14 protein-coding genes are annotated in these 13,473 nt (G+C 59.3%); 5 read left to right on the top strand and 9 right to left on the bottom strand.

Annotated features, from left to right (window positions below; translation table 11 throughout):
• Positions 1-33 precede the first annotated feature (33 nt).
• The 8 genes from ACZ5IL_RS04240 to ACZ5IL_RS04205 form a co-directional block, all read right to left on the bottom strand.
• Positions 34-495, bottom strand: coding sequence for a MaoC family dehydratase (locus ACZ5IL_RS04240; RefSeq protein WP_464596807.1), 462 nt, complete (start codon positions 493-495; stop codon positions 34-36).
• A gap of 421 nt (positions 496-916) precedes the next feature.
• Positions 917-1,144 carry a YbfB/YjiJ family MFS transporter gene (locus ACZ5IL_RS04235; RefSeq protein ID WP_464596806.1) on the bottom strand — a complete coding sequence of 76 codons (228 nt, stop codon included), beginning with the start codon at positions 1,142-1,144 and terminating at the stop codon, positions 917-919.
• A gap of 81 nt (positions 1,145-1,225) precedes the next feature.
• Positions 1,226-1,462, bottom strand: a complete 237-nt coding sequence (locus tag ACZ5IL_RS04230; RefSeq protein ID WP_425908158.1) for a tautomerase family protein — start codon at positions 1,460-1,462, stop codon at positions 1,226-1,228.
• A 26-nt stretch (positions 1,463-1,488) separates the two neighbouring features.
• The gene (locus ACZ5IL_RS04225; protein WP_464595356.1) at positions 1,489-2,199 is read right to left on the bottom strand and encodes an SDR family NAD(P)-dependent oxidoreductase; all 711 of its coding nucleotides are present in this window, start codon (positions 2,197-2,199) and stop codon (positions 1,489-1,491) included.
• 145 nt (positions 2,200-2,344) lie between these two features.
• Entirely contained in the window at positions 2,345-3,280 is a 936-nt protein-coding gene (locus ACZ5IL_RS04220) for a LysR family transcriptional regulator (protein WP_464596805.1), read from the bottom strand.
• Positions 3,281-3,474: 194 nt separating this feature from the next.
• On the bottom strand, positions 3,475-4,194 hold the full coding sequence (locus ACZ5IL_RS04215; protein ID WP_464595355.1) for a hypothetical protein: 720 nt from the start codon (positions 4,192-4,194) through the stop codon (positions 3,475-3,477).
• A 189-nt stretch (positions 4,195-4,383) separates the two neighbouring features.
• Positions 4,384-5,208, bottom strand: coding sequence for an SDR family NAD(P)-dependent oxidoreductase (locus ACZ5IL_RS04210; protein ID WP_464595353.1), 825 nt, complete (start codon positions 5,206-5,208; stop codon positions 4,384-4,386).
• A gap of 226 nt (positions 5,209-5,434) precedes the next feature.
• Positions 5,435-6,025 (bottom strand): NADPH-dependent FMN reductase, encoded by a 591-nt coding sequence (locus ACZ5IL_RS04205; RefSeq protein WP_464595352.1) that lies wholly within the window; start codon positions 6,023-6,025, stop codon positions 5,435-5,437.
• A 339-nt stretch (positions 6,026-6,364) separates the two neighbouring features.
• Here ACZ5IL_RS04205 and ACZ5IL_RS04200 point away from each other — a divergent pair, with 339 nt between their 5' ends.
• From ACZ5IL_RS04200 to ACZ5IL_RS04190, 3 genes are all read left to right on the top strand, one after another.
• A complete protein-coding gene (locus tag ACZ5IL_RS04200; protein ID WP_464595351.1) occupies positions 6,365-6,535 on the top strand; it encodes a hypothetical protein in 171 nt (56 codons plus the stop codon).
• A 378-nt stretch (positions 6,536-6,913) separates the two neighbouring features.
• A complete protein-coding gene (locus ACZ5IL_RS04195; protein WP_464595350.1) occupies positions 6,914-7,375 on the top strand; it encodes a (2Fe-2S)-binding protein in 462 nt (153 codons plus the stop codon).
• 13 nt (positions 7,376-7,388) lie between these two features.
• Entirely contained in the window at positions 7,389-9,566 is a 2,178-nt protein-coding gene (locus ACZ5IL_RS04190) for a xanthine dehydrogenase family protein molybdopterin-binding subunit (protein ID WP_464595348.1), read from the top strand.
• A 187-nt stretch (positions 9,567-9,753) separates the two neighbouring features.
• Here ACZ5IL_RS04190 and ACZ5IL_RS04185 read toward each other — a convergent pair whose 3' ends face one another.
• On the bottom strand, positions 9,754-10,458 hold the full coding sequence (locus ACZ5IL_RS04185) for a TetR/AcrR family transcriptional regulator (protein WP_464595347.1): 705 nt from the start codon (positions 10,456-10,458) through the stop codon (positions 9,754-9,756).
• A 68-nt stretch (positions 10,459-10,526) separates the two neighbouring features.
• On the opposite strand from ACZ5IL_RS04185, the gene ACZ5IL_RS04180 reads away from it, so the two are divergent.
• A complete protein-coding gene (locus ACZ5IL_RS04180; RefSeq protein ID WP_464595346.1) occupies positions 10,527-11,732 on the top strand; it encodes an HlyD family secretion protein in 1,206 nt (401 codons plus the stop codon).
• Between the two features lie 13 nt (positions 11,733-11,745).
• Positions 11,746-13,368 carry an MDR family MFS transporter gene (locus ACZ5IL_RS04175; RefSeq protein ID WP_464595345.1) on the top strand — a complete coding sequence of 541 codons (1,623 nt, stop codon included), beginning with the start codon at positions 11,746-11,748 and terminating at the stop codon, positions 13,366-13,368.
• The last annotated feature ends 105 nt before the right edge of the window (positions 13,369-13,473 follow it).

Below are 13,473 nucleotides of genomic sequence, written 5' to 3'. Positions count from 1 at the left end.
TCTTCGGTTCAGATGATATATCAACTATCGTGCCTACGACCGGCGAGGGACGATAAGTTTAGCAGTCAACACCTGAACGACTTTTCCGTTTTGATTCTTCGTCTCGCTGCGCATCCGGACAATTCCCTGATTGGGCTTCGAACGGGACGGGATGATCTCTACCACCTCACTCTCAACGTGAAGAACATCCCCTGGTCGCGTGGGATACGGCCATTCGATTTCGCTGCCCGCGCCAACGATGCCGCCAGCGAGCGGTGCGCCGCCCTGAACGAGAAGCCGCATGGTAATCGCGGCCGTGTGCCAGCCGCTCGCAGCGATTCCTCTGAACAGAGTCGACTTGGCGGCCTCGTCATCAAGATGGAAGGGTTGCGGATCGAATCGAGAGGCGAACTCCTTGATTTCCGCTTCGGGAACATCATAACTCGCGCTGGTGAATTTCTGGCCGACACTGAGTTCGTCCAGGAAAAGGGGCTTGGGGAGTTCAGTCTGCGACATGTTGGTCTTCTGCCTTGTGGTATGAATGATAAAGGTGCGTTCAGACAGTCGAAGTCGTCTTCGCTCATGCATCGCCACCTGAAGGACGATAGCAGAAGACATAGGCTCTGCCGGTCTCCCCTCCTCGATCACGAGATCGACCAGCAGCAAAGCCACTGTTCTGACCATCTGCACTCCGTTTTGCGTCCATCGATCATCGTTCCCATGGGCCGCGCCTCGGCGACGTTTCGTGCCTACTGCGAATACCAGCCGGCGCGTGATCCGTGACGGCTGCGGCGAAATCAATTACTAGCGCCACGACCACGGTCGTCGCACCAATCGGGAACAGGATCCGGTAATCTTCACCGCTCTGAGAAAAAGACAAAGGATAGCGCATAGCGGATGCGGCTTGAAACAAAGCGAAGAAGGCGGTCGCTACACTCTAGGAAACCTTCTGCTTAGCCGGATAAAGCGGCAAGAGCTCGCCGATGCGCGCAAGCACCAACGAAACAGTGACTGTGACGAACGCACCGACCACAAGACTCGACGCAATCAGCCATGTGTGCCCGAGACTGAAAGCAGGAATACCAACCGCAACGATTTCGAGCATGAAGGCCAGCCGAAGCGCGGAGCCAAGCCAACTTCGATCGACAACACGTCCCGCGACAATCGGCTCGGTGGTGGCAAAGGACCAACCGGAAAGATCATTTCAGACAGCATCATCGCCCGTCTGCTCTGGAGTCTTGAAGTCTCACGCTGGTTTGGCAGCCAATCGCTTCCGATACTCGGCAACGGGCAAGCCTCCCCAACCCCAATCCTCCATCTCCACTTCCTGGACCACGACCCAAGTCCACTCTGGTGGTTTTCCAAGCACGTCGAACAGAACCTGGCTGATACCCTTGTAGATTGCGGCCTTCTGTTCGGCGGTGACATGATCGATCCCTGGTTCGGTCCCCTCGCGAGTCGTTTGAACGGTAACGAACGGCATGACACGCCTCCTCTGTTCAGCTTCGATCAGTGACCTGCACTCTGTCCGCCATCGACATGCAGGATCTCGCCAGTGACGAAACCTGCACTCTCGAGGAACAGTATGGCTTCGACGATGTCGTGAATCTCACCCATGCTCTTTACCGGATGCAGGTCAGCCAGGAACTCATGGGTCTGCGGTGCATGCAAAGGCGTCTTGATGATGCCCGGCGAGACCGCGTTCACACGGATGCCCTTGGTGGCATATTCGATGGCCAGTGCCTTTGTCGCCGAGTTGATGCCGCCTTTGGTCAGGTTGGCGAGAACGGTAGGCACGCTGCTGACCGCATGGTCAGTGAGGCTGGTGGTGATGCTGACGATGTGGCCCGAGCCCTGCTTCACCATTGCGGCCACGACCTGTTGGGTAATATGGAAGAATCCGGCAAGATTGGTGGCGATCATGGCCGCAAAATCCTCGGCGGTGTAGTCGGTGAAAGGCTTGGCGATGAAGATACCGGCATTGTTGACCAGCGTGTCGACGCGACCGAATCGAGCCAATGCCTCGCGGGTCACAACCTCGGCCGTCTTCGGATCAGCGATGTCACCGGGAATCGCCAAAATGTCCCGGTCGCTGGTCTGCTTGATCGAGCGCGACGTCGCTACGACGCGATAATTGCGATCACGAAATCCCTTGACAAGCCCGGCGCCGATACCCTGCGACGCGCCAGTGACAATTGCGACCTTACGTTCGTTGCTCATGATGCCCCTCAGATCCTGCCAGCGAGCGGGATTGCTGCTGTCCGGCCCGTCTGGCTCGGTGAGGATCATTTTGAGGATTTCGCGAAATGTCTGAATGCCCGTTGTCCGGCAGACATTCTTCCCTTCGCCGGAAGAATGACAGCCGTCAGATGTGCATCGCGACTGCTTCGGCAGACAGACGCGCGAAATCAGCACGCAGCCGCGGCACGGCGAAGTCCAGGAATGCCCTGACCTTCGGGACTGCGTTACGCCCCTGCGGCAGCACCAGATTAACCGGCCTCGCAGGAGGCTCCGCGTCTCTCAGCAGGAGTTGCAGCGAACCATCCTGGACACGTTCGGCCACGTGATACGTCAGCAGACGCGTGACGCCCAGCCCGCCGACAGCGGCACCGAGCGCGGCACGTACACTGTTGACGACCAGTCGCGGTTTAAACTGAACGGAGCGCGGCACGGAGCCGTTTCTTGCCGGAGGGAAGACCCAAGCGTCGCTGCCAAAATCGGTGCAGGCGACGATACTATGCTTCGTGAGATCACCAGGTTCGTCGATGCGAGGGTGCCGGGCGAGATAGCGTGGAGAGGCAACGATAACCGGCTTCACGTCGCCGCCGATCCGAACGACCGTCATCGAGGAATCCGGAAGTTCAGCGATCCGTAAGCCGATGTCGATTCCCTCTTCGATCAGGTTTGCGCTGCGCACAAGCAGAACAAGATTGACTGAAACGGCCGGGAAAGCCCCGATATACGCATCGACGATCGGGCGCAAAATCTCCTCGCCGCTGACGGGCGGCGCCGTAATCGTCAGGGTGCCGCGCGGGGCGGTATGCTCGCCGGCCGCGACCGCCTCCGCTTCCTGCAAATCGACCAGAACACGACGGCACGCCACGGCATAACGCTCGCCGATCTCGCTTAGTTTGATCGTGCGGGTCGTCCGATGCAGCAATGCTGCACCGACCTGTTGTTCAAGAAACGCAATCGCCCGGCTGACGGCGGCAGGCGAACGGCCGAGTTGACGCCCAGCCCCGGCGAGGCTTCCCTCGTCCAAGGCAGCGATAAACACTTTCATCGCGTCGATGCGATCCATTCCAAACAGCACCCACAGCCCTCATCGCGTCCAACCTCTGCGATTTCAACAGCCTGTCAAGTGCAATCCGCACATGACAAACTCAGACTAGAGACTTTCGGTGACCTTAGAAAAGGCCGCTGCTCGTGGCGACATCGACGATTGGTAAACCCGGGCTAGTCATGCCCCTGAGCCCGGTCTCCCCACCCCGTCGTCTAAGTGAATGCAACGTCGCTGATGTCGATCGATACCATGAGCATGTCCATGATCGGACGCCGGTCTGGACCGCGCGCATAAGCCCGCCGCTTGCCTGGCAAGCGGATGCCGTTTGCCTCGGTATACTCCAGCATCAGTTGCGCCGCGAGGAAACCACCAGCGATATTGACGCTGTAGTCATGGCGGCGGAGCTCGAACCGCTCGTCGAAGAAGAAATCCTGAATCTGGCAATGTGTCTCGATCGAACCGGGGAAATATACACGCAACACCCGCCAAGTTTCTTTTCCTTCCTGCCATGGCGCGGTCTCCTCGATGTGGAAGCCGTCCATTGCAAAAGCGAAAGGCGTCGTGAGATAGGTCCACAGAGCTTCGCCATTGAAATAGGCGCGGTGCAGAGGGTCCCAGGGTGTATGCATCTGGTGCCCGGCAAACGAATCCCTGGGCGCAAGTCGCTCCGCGACGACAGTGCCGTCGAGCTTCTCGATGGCAATCCGGTCCGGAGTGAACATAGTGCACTGATCTGAGGCGCCATAGGGCGTGACGGAGGATCGCTGCTCGTGCAGCCACACGGCCATGCGGCGCGGATTTGCGTCCTGTAGGACGCCCTTCAGGCCAAAGAAACCGCCGCCACTGACAATGGTGGCCTCAACCTTATTGTATGAGCGCCAGCGCTCCAGACTACCATGAGCAGCAAGGACCTTCGTCAGCAACTCGTTCATGGCTTTTGCCTCCAAGCGGCAAGTCAGCCGCCAGAATAAGTCTGCACCGCTCGAGCGCTGCCATTTCTCGGAAACAAACTGCACAGCTCTTCCGACCCTTGATTGTCGGCGCATTGGATGGGGTCCAATGCGCCGCCTTGACGTCCTGTCGCCGGCTTGCTCCGAACAAGCCTTAATGCAGGCGGTCCGTTACGTTGACATTGCCGCAACCCTTGACGTCGAGATGTTGTACCGGGAAGCTGGAATAGCGCTGGAAAGTTTGCTGGACATGGCGCGGCGCGCGGATTCGTACCGATCCCAGTCGGCCTTGTCGGCGAGCGACGGGATCGTGACGACTTCGCCCTGGTCGAGACCAGACAACGCAGCGTCGACCATATCGTCAGCGGACATCACGATCGCAGCCGGCAGATGGTGGACCGGCAGGCCGGCGACGTCCCAGAAGTCCGTCGCGGTTGCGCCGGGCAGGACGGCCTGGATGCGCACGCCCTTTTCGGCGAGTTCGTAATGCAGCGAGAGCGAGAAAGCCAGCACGAACGCTTTGCTTCCGCCATAGACACCATTGAGCGTTTCGGGAGAGATCGCAGCGATCGACGAGATGTTGATGATTGTGCCCGCGCCGCGCGCGACGAAGCCTGGAGCTGCCGCATAGGTCAGTCGGGTCAGGGCGCCGACATTGAGTTGGATCATGTCGTCCATCTTCTCGACGTCGGCGTTGAGCAGCAGCGCCGTAGCCCCAACACCCGCATTGTTGACCAGCAGCGTGACATCAGCATTCTGGCGCAGAATGGCTTCGACCTTCGCCAGATCCGTCTTGTCGTTGAGGTCGGCCGCGACAGTGTCGACGGATCGACCAGTCGAGCTTTCCAGCCGCCTGGCCAAACCGGACAGACGCGACTGGTTGCGGGCAACCAGAACCAAATCGTACCCCCGGCGGGCCAGGCGGTCGGCATAGATAGCGCCGATGCCAGCGGATGCGCCGGTGATGAGGGCCGTGCCCTTGGAATTCGTTCCCATTGTCTTAGCTCCCTACGATCTTGGCGCGACAGCGCTCAGAGATGGTGAGTTGATCAATCAACTCGAATGCCCTCAACGATTAGCGATATTTGGGAGAGATTGAATGCGCGTTCGTCGGCAGACATTCTTCCTGCTAGCGGAAGAATGCAGTGGCGCCATCATCATCTACTGACGGTCCGTGCGCTTCAGAACGATTGCGGCGCACGAACAAAATGTTCGATTCCTATCAATAAGGCGGCGCCTTACGCTGTCTCTGCATCTTGGCGGCCTCGATCCACCACAAGAGATCGTCGGCAAAACGCGGAAACACGTGCTCGAGCGCCTTGCCGCTCTCACCGATCGGACCACCTTCTGCTGACAAAGCTTGTCCAATGGAACCAACAGCGATCGTGCTGGAGATTACCACCATCCCCATCTCGGAAAGCGTACCATGCCAGGCAGTGGCAGCGCGCGCACCGGATAAGCGGCCGGCCGAGTAACTCACGATGGCAGCAGGCCGCCAAAACCACTCCTCCAGAAAATGATCCGTGAGATTTTTTAGCCCAGGTTGAATGCCCCAGTTATATTCGCCGGTGACGAATACGAACCCGTCGGCATCACGGATCTTGTCGGCCAACTGCTCGAGGCGCTTAGGCGCTTTGCCCTTTGGGTATTCCTTGTACATCCTGTCGAGCATCGGAAGATCGACTGCTTTTGCATCGATCAATTCAACATCGTCGCCCCGAAGCCGCAGCCGCTCAACCACAAAATGCGCGAGTCGGATGCCCATCCGATCGGACCGATAGGACCCGTAAAAGACGAGAATGCGATTGCTCATCACGGTCACCAGTACATAGTTGCAACGCGGCGGCGTCAAACGGTCCCGAGGGGAATGAAGTTGCAGCGAACCTACGACGACAATTGGCCGCCATTTTGCTCCTTGGCACGATAGACATCGGAATGGGGATAGTGACCGCGTCAAACTTCATGGCCGGGATCACCTTCTGAGCTTGAATCGTTATGGCCCATGACAAACGGGTACACCATTTAGCGTTGGGGCGTAGCAATACTTCCTCAAAGCTCCCGAAAATGCCCATTAGACGTTGTTACACTTCGTTGGCCCGACGGCCGAGAAACATGCGTTTGCGTGCTGTTGCTCCGTAAACGACCCCGACCTATGCTGACAAATGATCGTTCTGCGGTGGCGGTGGCAGCCCGTGCGGCGACCGACCAAGACACCGCTTCCGACACATTCAGGCCGGGCTTCACCGGCACCGATTGCGGCCATGCGTGGCACACGATCGTCGCGGCGAAGGATTCCGTCTTCACAGACTATGGCAAGCGATGAGCGCGGCGGTAACGCTTGCAGGCGGGGACAGCGACGCTAAATTGAGTGGACCATGAAAAACAGCAGCAGCGGTCGCCAGTACGGCGCGTCGTGTTTGCTGGCACGGCGCGTGCTATGGGATTGGTGCGGTCGCCGCTTCACAGCTTCGCCAGCGGGCGGCACAGCAGAAAATTGGCCAGAGCACCCAAGTACCAGCTCGCGCCGAAGGAGGATCGTCGCTGAAGCGATTGCTACAACTTCCAGCCGCCGGAGGCATGCAAATTCATCCAGGCGACATCGGCCTTGATGGCCGGCGCCAGCTCGTCGCACCAACCTGACGACCAAATTTCTCACGCGCGGCTGCCCGTCGTGCGGGGCTAAACCAAGGGAGGAGGCATCATGGCCTTTACCATTAAAGTCAATGGAAAGACCCACAATCTCGATGTCGACGGTGATACGCCGTTGCTCTGGGTTCTGCGCGACGTACTCGGTATGACCGGCACAAAATTCGGTTGCGGCATGGCGCTCTGCGGCGCGTGCACGGTGCATATCGACGGCGTCGCCACGCGTTCGTGCCAGACAGCAATCGAGAGCATCGGCAAGTCGGAGGTGACGACCATCGAGGCAATCGGCGCGACAGCGGCCGGCGCGAAGATCCAAAAGGCATGGCTCGACCGTGAGGTCGTGCAGTGCGGCTATTGCCAGTCCGGACAGATCATGTCGGCCTCGGCGTTGCTCGCCAGAAAACCTCATCCAACCGACGCCGACATCGATGAGGCGATGAGCGGCAACATTTGCCGTTGCGGGACGTATGTCCGGATTCGCGAAGCAATCAAGCTTGCCGCACAGGGCAACAAGTGAGGGGGAGCCCATCATGATTCTCGATCGCAACGTTTCTCGCTCTGACAACACCGACCTGACGCGACGCACTTTCTTGACTGCCGGCGCTGCCCTCGGCGGTGGACTAATATTGAGTCTTACTCTGCCGATGGATCGCAGCAACGCCGCGAATTCGAACAGTTTTGCACCGAACGCCTTCATCCGCATTGGGAGCGACGATCGGATCGTCCTGACGATGCCGTATGTCGAAATGGGTCAAGGCACCTACACCTCGGTTCCGATGCTGATTGCCGAAGAGCTCGAGGTGAGCTTGAAGCAGGTGCACCTTGAGCACGCGCCCCCGAACGAAAAGCTCTATGCCAACCCGCTGTTGGGTGTGCAAGCGACCGGTAACTCGAATGCGATGCGCGGCGCGTGGAAGCCGCTGCGGGAGGCCGGAGCAACCGCAAGAGCGATGCTGGTCGCGGCGGCAGCCAAGCGCTGGGGCGTCGATCCCGAGTCTTGCGACACACAAGATGGCGTGGTGAGCCACCCGTCCACCGGCCGACATCTAAAATACGGAGAGCTTGCCGCAGAAGCGGCGGAGATTCCTGTCCCGCAAAGCATAACACTCAAGGCGCCAGCCGATTTCAAGCTGATTGGGACGTCGGCCAAACGGCTTGATGCTCCCGGCAAGGTCAATGGGACCGCGCTCTACGGCATCGATGCTCGCCCGCCGGGGGTCAAGATCGCAGCCCTTGCGCAATCGCCCGTCTTCGGCGGTCGCGTGAAAAGCCTCGACGATACGGCCGCCAAAGCAGTCAAAGGCGTGCGCCAGATCGTCAAACTCGACGATACCGTCGCCGTCGTCGCCGATCACATGGGAGCGGCCAAAAAGGGACTCGCAGCCCTCAAGATCGAATGGGATGAAGGCCCCCATGCGCGGCTCTCTACACAGGACGTCGCCCACGAACTGAAGCAGGCGACGCTTCATTCAGGAGCCGTGGCGCAAAACCTTGGCAACGCCGAGAAGGCGATGGCCGATGCCGTCACCAAGGTCGAGGCGACCTATCAGGTCCCGTTCCTCGCCCACGCCACAATGGAGCCGATGAACTGCACAGTGCACCTGCGCAAGGACGCATGCGAGATCTGGATCGGCAGCCAGGCGGTGGCGCGCGTCCAAGCGATGGCTGCGCAAGTTGCAGGCTTGCCACCTGAGAAGGTGATCGTCCACAACCATCTGATTGGCGGCGGCTTCGGCCGGCGACTGGAAGCAGACGGCGCCGTCCGCGCTGTCGAGATCGCAAAGCATGTCGATGGTCCGGTGAAGGTCGTGTGGACGCGCGAGGAAGATATCCAGCACGATATGTATCGGCCCTATTGGTTTGACCGCCTCTCCGCCGGGCTGGATGCCAATGGCAAGCCGATCGCCTGGAACAACCGCTTCGCCGGGTCTTCGGTGATCGCACGATGGTTGCCGCCGGCCTTCAAAGACGGTCTCGATCCCGACTCGACCGAAGGCGCGATCGATCTGGTCTATGACTTCCCCAACTTCCACGTCGAATTTGTGCGGATCGAGCCTCCGGGTATACCAACCGCGTTCTGGCGCAGCGTCGGCCCGTCGCACAACGTGTTCGTCACCGAAAGTTTCATCGATGAAATGGCTGTCGCCGCTAAGCAGGACGCCGTTGAATTTCGCCGGGCATTGCTCGACAAATCGCCCCGCGCCAAAGCGGTTCTCGACCTGGCGGCTGAGAAGGCCGGCTGGGGACAGAAGCTGCCGGAACGTGTCGGGCGTGGCGTCTCTCTGCAAAACGTATTCGGCAGTTGCATGGCGCAGATCGCTGAAGTCGAAGTCTCGAACGCCGGAGCTATCCGCGTCCGGCGCGTGGTCTGTGCAGCCGATATCGGCACCGTCATCAATCCTGATACCGCGCAAGCGCAGATCCAAGGTGGGATCATCTTCGGTGCGACCGCCGCGCTCTACGGCGAGATCACGCTCAAAAATGGGCGCATTGAGCAGACGAACTTCGATACCTATCAAATCATGCGCATGAATGAGGCGCCCGTGATCGAGGTGCATCTCGTGAAGAGTACCGAACCACCGGGCGGGCTTGGTGAGAACGGAACATCCGCAATCGTTCCGGCTATCGCCAACGCCGTCTTTGCGGCAACCGGCAAACGGCTGCGCAAGATGCCAATCGACAGCACCTTGCTAAAACAAGCGACATGAACAGGCCGGTGCGGAGCAATCGGCCGTTCGCTGGAGCGAAGTTCGGCAACTCAGGCCGCGGTATCGCGGCCTTGAGCACGGCTGGGAGAACGACGGTGATTCCACTACTGACAGACGCTATCCAGACCCGTGGCGGCCTGAACCGCATTCCGCTGTCGCTTGTAAGTAGATCGAGCAGCAGTGGAAACTATTGACGGCCTTGCCTAATGCCCTTCACGAACAATTCGGCAGAAAGGCGCGCACGCCGCTCTAATTCCTTGCGGCCCGGCACTTCGGCGCGACCGAACAGTGCAGCCCGCTGTGGTTGGAACGCGAGCATGCCAAGCAGCATTCCAGAGGCAATATCAGCATCATCGATTGCAATAAGGCCACGATTTGCCTGCGTCCTTAGCCAGTTCGCCAGCGTGCTCTCGGTGCGCCTGATCGCTTCGCGGTAGAACGTCTCCGCAAGCTCGGGGAATTTCTCGCTTTCGCCGAGGATCATGCGCTGAAGCGCGATCACGTCCTTGTCCAGAATCAGTTCGCCGCATACCACGAGTGCCTCGCGCAACGCAGCCTCAATGTCATTGCCTTCGCAGGCCTTCAGTCGCACGATAGAGGCAAACCGGTCGAGGCGATCAGCGATCGTGGCCTCGAACAGCGCCGCCTTGTTTGGGATTAGCCGATACAGCGTCTTCGTGGATATCCCCGCGCTGCGCGCCACACTTTCCATAGCAGTCGCTGAATAGCCAGTTAGGGCGAATTCGCGCCGCGCCGCGTGCAAAATGATTGCGCGCGTCTCTTCCTCCGACCGTATCGGCGGTCGCCCACGACCACGTAATGCTTTCGATGTAGGTGCTCTCGCTTTCGTGATGACCATCGACCAGCCGTGCTTTCGAAAAATGTCTGTCATTCTATTGACTGTCCGAGTATGTGGTCTATTTTGGAAAATATCAAGTTTCCAAAATATGGAGACCCGCCATGGGCACTCAGGCAGCAACGGCAGAAGTCCCCTTACTCCAGCCCAAGCTTCCGGCTGAAGCCGGAGAGTCCCGGGTGCTTTTCCGCGCTCCGGCGAACGACGCCATAGAGCCGGCACCCAGCCTGCTGCAAAAGGGCGGCTTGAAACGCTCTCTTCTGGCCGGCGCCGCCGTTGCTTTGCTGGCAGCTGCCTCCTGGTATGGCTGGGACTATTGGACAGTTAGCCGCTTCCAGGTCTCAACCGATGACGCATATGTGAAGGCCGACAACACCGCGATCGCCCCGAAAGTCTCGGGTTATCTCAGCCAGGTCCTCGTCGGAGACAACCAGCAGGTGAAGGTCGGCCAGGTGCTGGCGCACATCGATGATCGGGACTTCAGAGTCGCGCTCGACCAGGCCAAAGCCGATGTCGCCGCGGCCGATGCCGCGGTTGCCAGCAAACACGCGCAGCTCGACGTGCAGCAAGCTATCATCGATGCTGCTCAGGCAACTCTTCGTGTCGACATCGCGGCGCGCGTTTTCAGCGCTCAGGAAAATAAACGCTACACCGATCTCGCCGCTACGGGTTCTGGCAGTGTACAGAATGCGCAGAACGCACAGGCGCGAGACAACACAGCTCTTGCGCTGATCGAGCGCGACAAGGCGAACCTTGCATCCGCGCAAAAGCAGGTCGAACTGCTGAACGCCGAGCTGGCGCAAGCCGTCGCAGCCAACGCGCGGGCCAAGGCGCTGCAGCGTCAGGCCGAGCTCAATCTCTCCTATACGACCATCATCGCGCCGATTGATGGCGTTATCGGCAATCGCACTCTGCGTGTCGGCCAATTTGTCCAGGCCGGAACACAGTTGATGGCGCTGGTACCGTCAAAAGGCGCCTATGTCATTGCGAACTTCAAGGAGACCCAGCTCGGCCAGGTGCGCGCCGGCCAGCCGGTCGAAATCGAGGTCGACATGTTTCCCGGCCGGGTCGTGCACGGCCATGTTGACAGTATCGCGCCGGCCAGCGGTCAGGAATTTGCACTGCTGCCGCCGGACAACGCCACTGGCAACTTCACCAAGATCGTGCAGCGCATCCCTGTGAGAATTGTCCTCGACAGCGAAGCCACAGACCTACGGCCAGGAATGTCAGTCATTCCGCGCATTCAAACCAGAGTCGTCACCGCGGAAGCTTCTCACCAAGCTCGCTCCGTGCTCGCGTCGCAAAGGTGAACAGAGTGATGCCATGTCAAACCTCGTCCTCACCAACCCCACGTTCTCATCCCGCAACGCGGCCACACCGGTCCTGACAACTGCTCTCCACGACCACGTCAGCCCGGCTATATGGATCACCATCCTCGCCGCCATGATCGGCGCATTCATGGCCATCCTCAACATCCAGATCACCAATGCCTCGCTGCTCAATATCGAGGGCGGCATTGGTACCGGCGTCGATAACGGCTCCTGGATATCGACCTCCTACTTGATCGGCGAGATCGTGGTGATCCCGCTCACCGATTATCTCAGCCGGGTATTTTCCTTTCGCAACATCATGCTGAGCTTCGCGAGCCTGTTCGCTGTGTTCTCGGTTGCCTGTGCCTTCGCCACCAACCTGCCGACAATGATTACATTCCGCGCCTTTCAGGGGTTTTTCGGGGGTGTGTTGATCCCGATGGCGTTCACGCTGGTGTTCACCAAACTGCCGAAAACAAAGCAACCGATCGGCCTTGCGATGTTCTCGCTGGCAGTGACGTTCGCACCCGCGATCGGCCCTACCATCGGTGGCTATCTCACCGAGAACTACGGCTGGCAGACCATCTTTTTTGTCAACGTCGTGCCGACAGCGATGATGGTTACTGCGCTCTATTTCACTCTTGAACGGCAGCCGCTGAACCTCGGCCTTCTTCGTGAAGGCGACTGGTTCGGAATCGCGACCATGGCAGTCGGTCTATCCGCCCTGCAGGCAGTGTTGGAGGAAGGCAACAAGAACGACTGGTTCGGCTCCCCTTTCATCATGAAGCTGTCGATCATTGCTGCCGCCAGCCTGACACTCTTCGTGGCGAACGAGTTGCTGATCGAAAAGCCGTTGCTGCGCCTGCGCCTCCTGACCCAGCGCAGCTTCGGCCTTGGCACCATCGCAGGCGTCTGTATCGGCTTTGCGTTGTTCGGCTCGATCTATCTGCTGCCGGCCTATCTCGGCCAAGTGCAGCATTACAACGCCGAGCAGATCGGCACCGTGCTAGCCTGGACAGGGCTGCCGCAGCTGTTGCTCATTCCACTGGTGCCAAAACTCATGCAGCGCCTCGACATCCGGCTGATCGCTTTCGCCGGAACAGCCCTCTTTGCCGCGAGTTCCTTCATGAACACAACGATGTCGCTGAATTATTCCGGCGACCAGTTCCTGATCCCCAACATCGTCCGCGCTATCGGCCAGGCTTTGTTGCTGACGCCGCTGAGCTCGATTTCACTCGGAAGCGTGGCCCCGCAGGATGCACCGGCTGCCTCCGGCATCTCCAACATGATGCGCAATCTCGGTGGTGCCGTCGGGACGGCCGTACTGGCTACCATCGTGACCAAGCGCGAGCAATTCCATTCCAATATCATAGGCCAGAGCGTCCACCTCGGTCGCGAAGAAGTGCGCGAGCGGATTTCAGCGATAACGGACTACTTCATGGCACATGGCATGACCGATCCGGCTGGCGCTCGCCACCAAGCCATCGTCGCTCTGGACAGAACCGTCAAACAACAGGCGCTCGTGATGGGCTTCAGCGATACGTTCGCCGTGATCGGAATCGTGCTGGTGATCGCCGGCGTTGCCCTGCTCCTGACCGGCAAGCCGAAAAGTACGGCAGTGGGCGGGGCTCACTGAGCGCCAAGAATCATCGCACAACCGCCAACCAAAAGGAGCAATCCAATGGTTGCTAAATTGAGCCCATCGATCCAACCGCAGTCCGTACCATCGACAGTCCGCCAC

The sequence above is a fragment of the Nitrobacter sp. CN101 genome, from assembly GCF_055390255.1.
This window is presented reverse-complemented; position numbering and strand designations above follow the sequence as displayed.

Coding starts and splice junctions, on each gene's coding strand:
- ACZ5IL_RS04215 (WP_464595355.1), bottom strand. CDS start 4,194: ATGAACGAGTTGCTGACGAAGGTCCTTGCTGCTCATGGTAGTCTGGAG.
- ACZ5IL_RS04205 (WP_464595352.1), bottom strand. CDS start 6,025: ATGAGCAATCGCATTCTCGTCTTTTACGGGTCCTATCGGTCCGATCGG.
- ACZ5IL_RS04220 (WP_464596805.1), bottom strand. CDS start 3,280: ATGGATCGCATCGACGCGATGAAAGTGTTTATCGCTGCCTTGGACGAG.
- ACZ5IL_RS04230 (WP_425908158.1), bottom strand. CDS start 1,462: ATGCCGTTCGTTACCGTTCAAACGACTCGCGAGGGGACCGAACCAGGG.
- ACZ5IL_RS04180 (WP_464595346.1), top strand. CDS start 10,527: ATGGGCACTCAGGCAGCAACGGCAGAAGTCCCCTTACTCCAGCCCAAG.
- ACZ5IL_RS04185 (WP_464595347.1), bottom strand. CDS start 10,458: ATGACAGACATTTTTCGAAAGCACGGCTGGTCGATGGTCATCACGAAA.
- ACZ5IL_RS04225 (WP_464595356.1), bottom strand. CDS start 2,199: ATGAGCAACGAACGTAAGGTCGCAATTGTCACTGGCGCGTCGCAGGGT.
- ACZ5IL_RS04200 (WP_464595351.1), top strand. CDS start 6,365: ATGCTGACAAATGATCGTTCTGCGGTGGCGGTGGCAGCCCGTGCGGCG.
- ACZ5IL_RS04195 (WP_464595350.1), top strand. CDS start 6,914: ATGGCCTTTACCATTAAAGTCAATGGAAAGACCCACAATCTCGATGTC.
- ACZ5IL_RS04240 (WP_464596807.1), bottom strand. CDS start 495: ATGTCGCAGACTGAACTCCCCAAGCCCCTTTTCCTGGACGAACTCAGT.
- ACZ5IL_RS04175 (WP_464595345.1), top strand. CDS start 11,746: ATGTCAAACCTCGTCCTCACCAACCCCACGTTCTCATCCCGCAACGCG.
- ACZ5IL_RS04190 (WP_464595348.1), top strand. CDS start 7,389: ATGATTCTCGATCGCAACGTTTCTCGCTCTGACAACACCGACCTGACG.
- ACZ5IL_RS04210 (WP_464595353.1), bottom strand. CDS start 5,208: ATGGGAACGAATTCCAAGGGCACGGCCCTCATCACCGGCGCATCCGCT.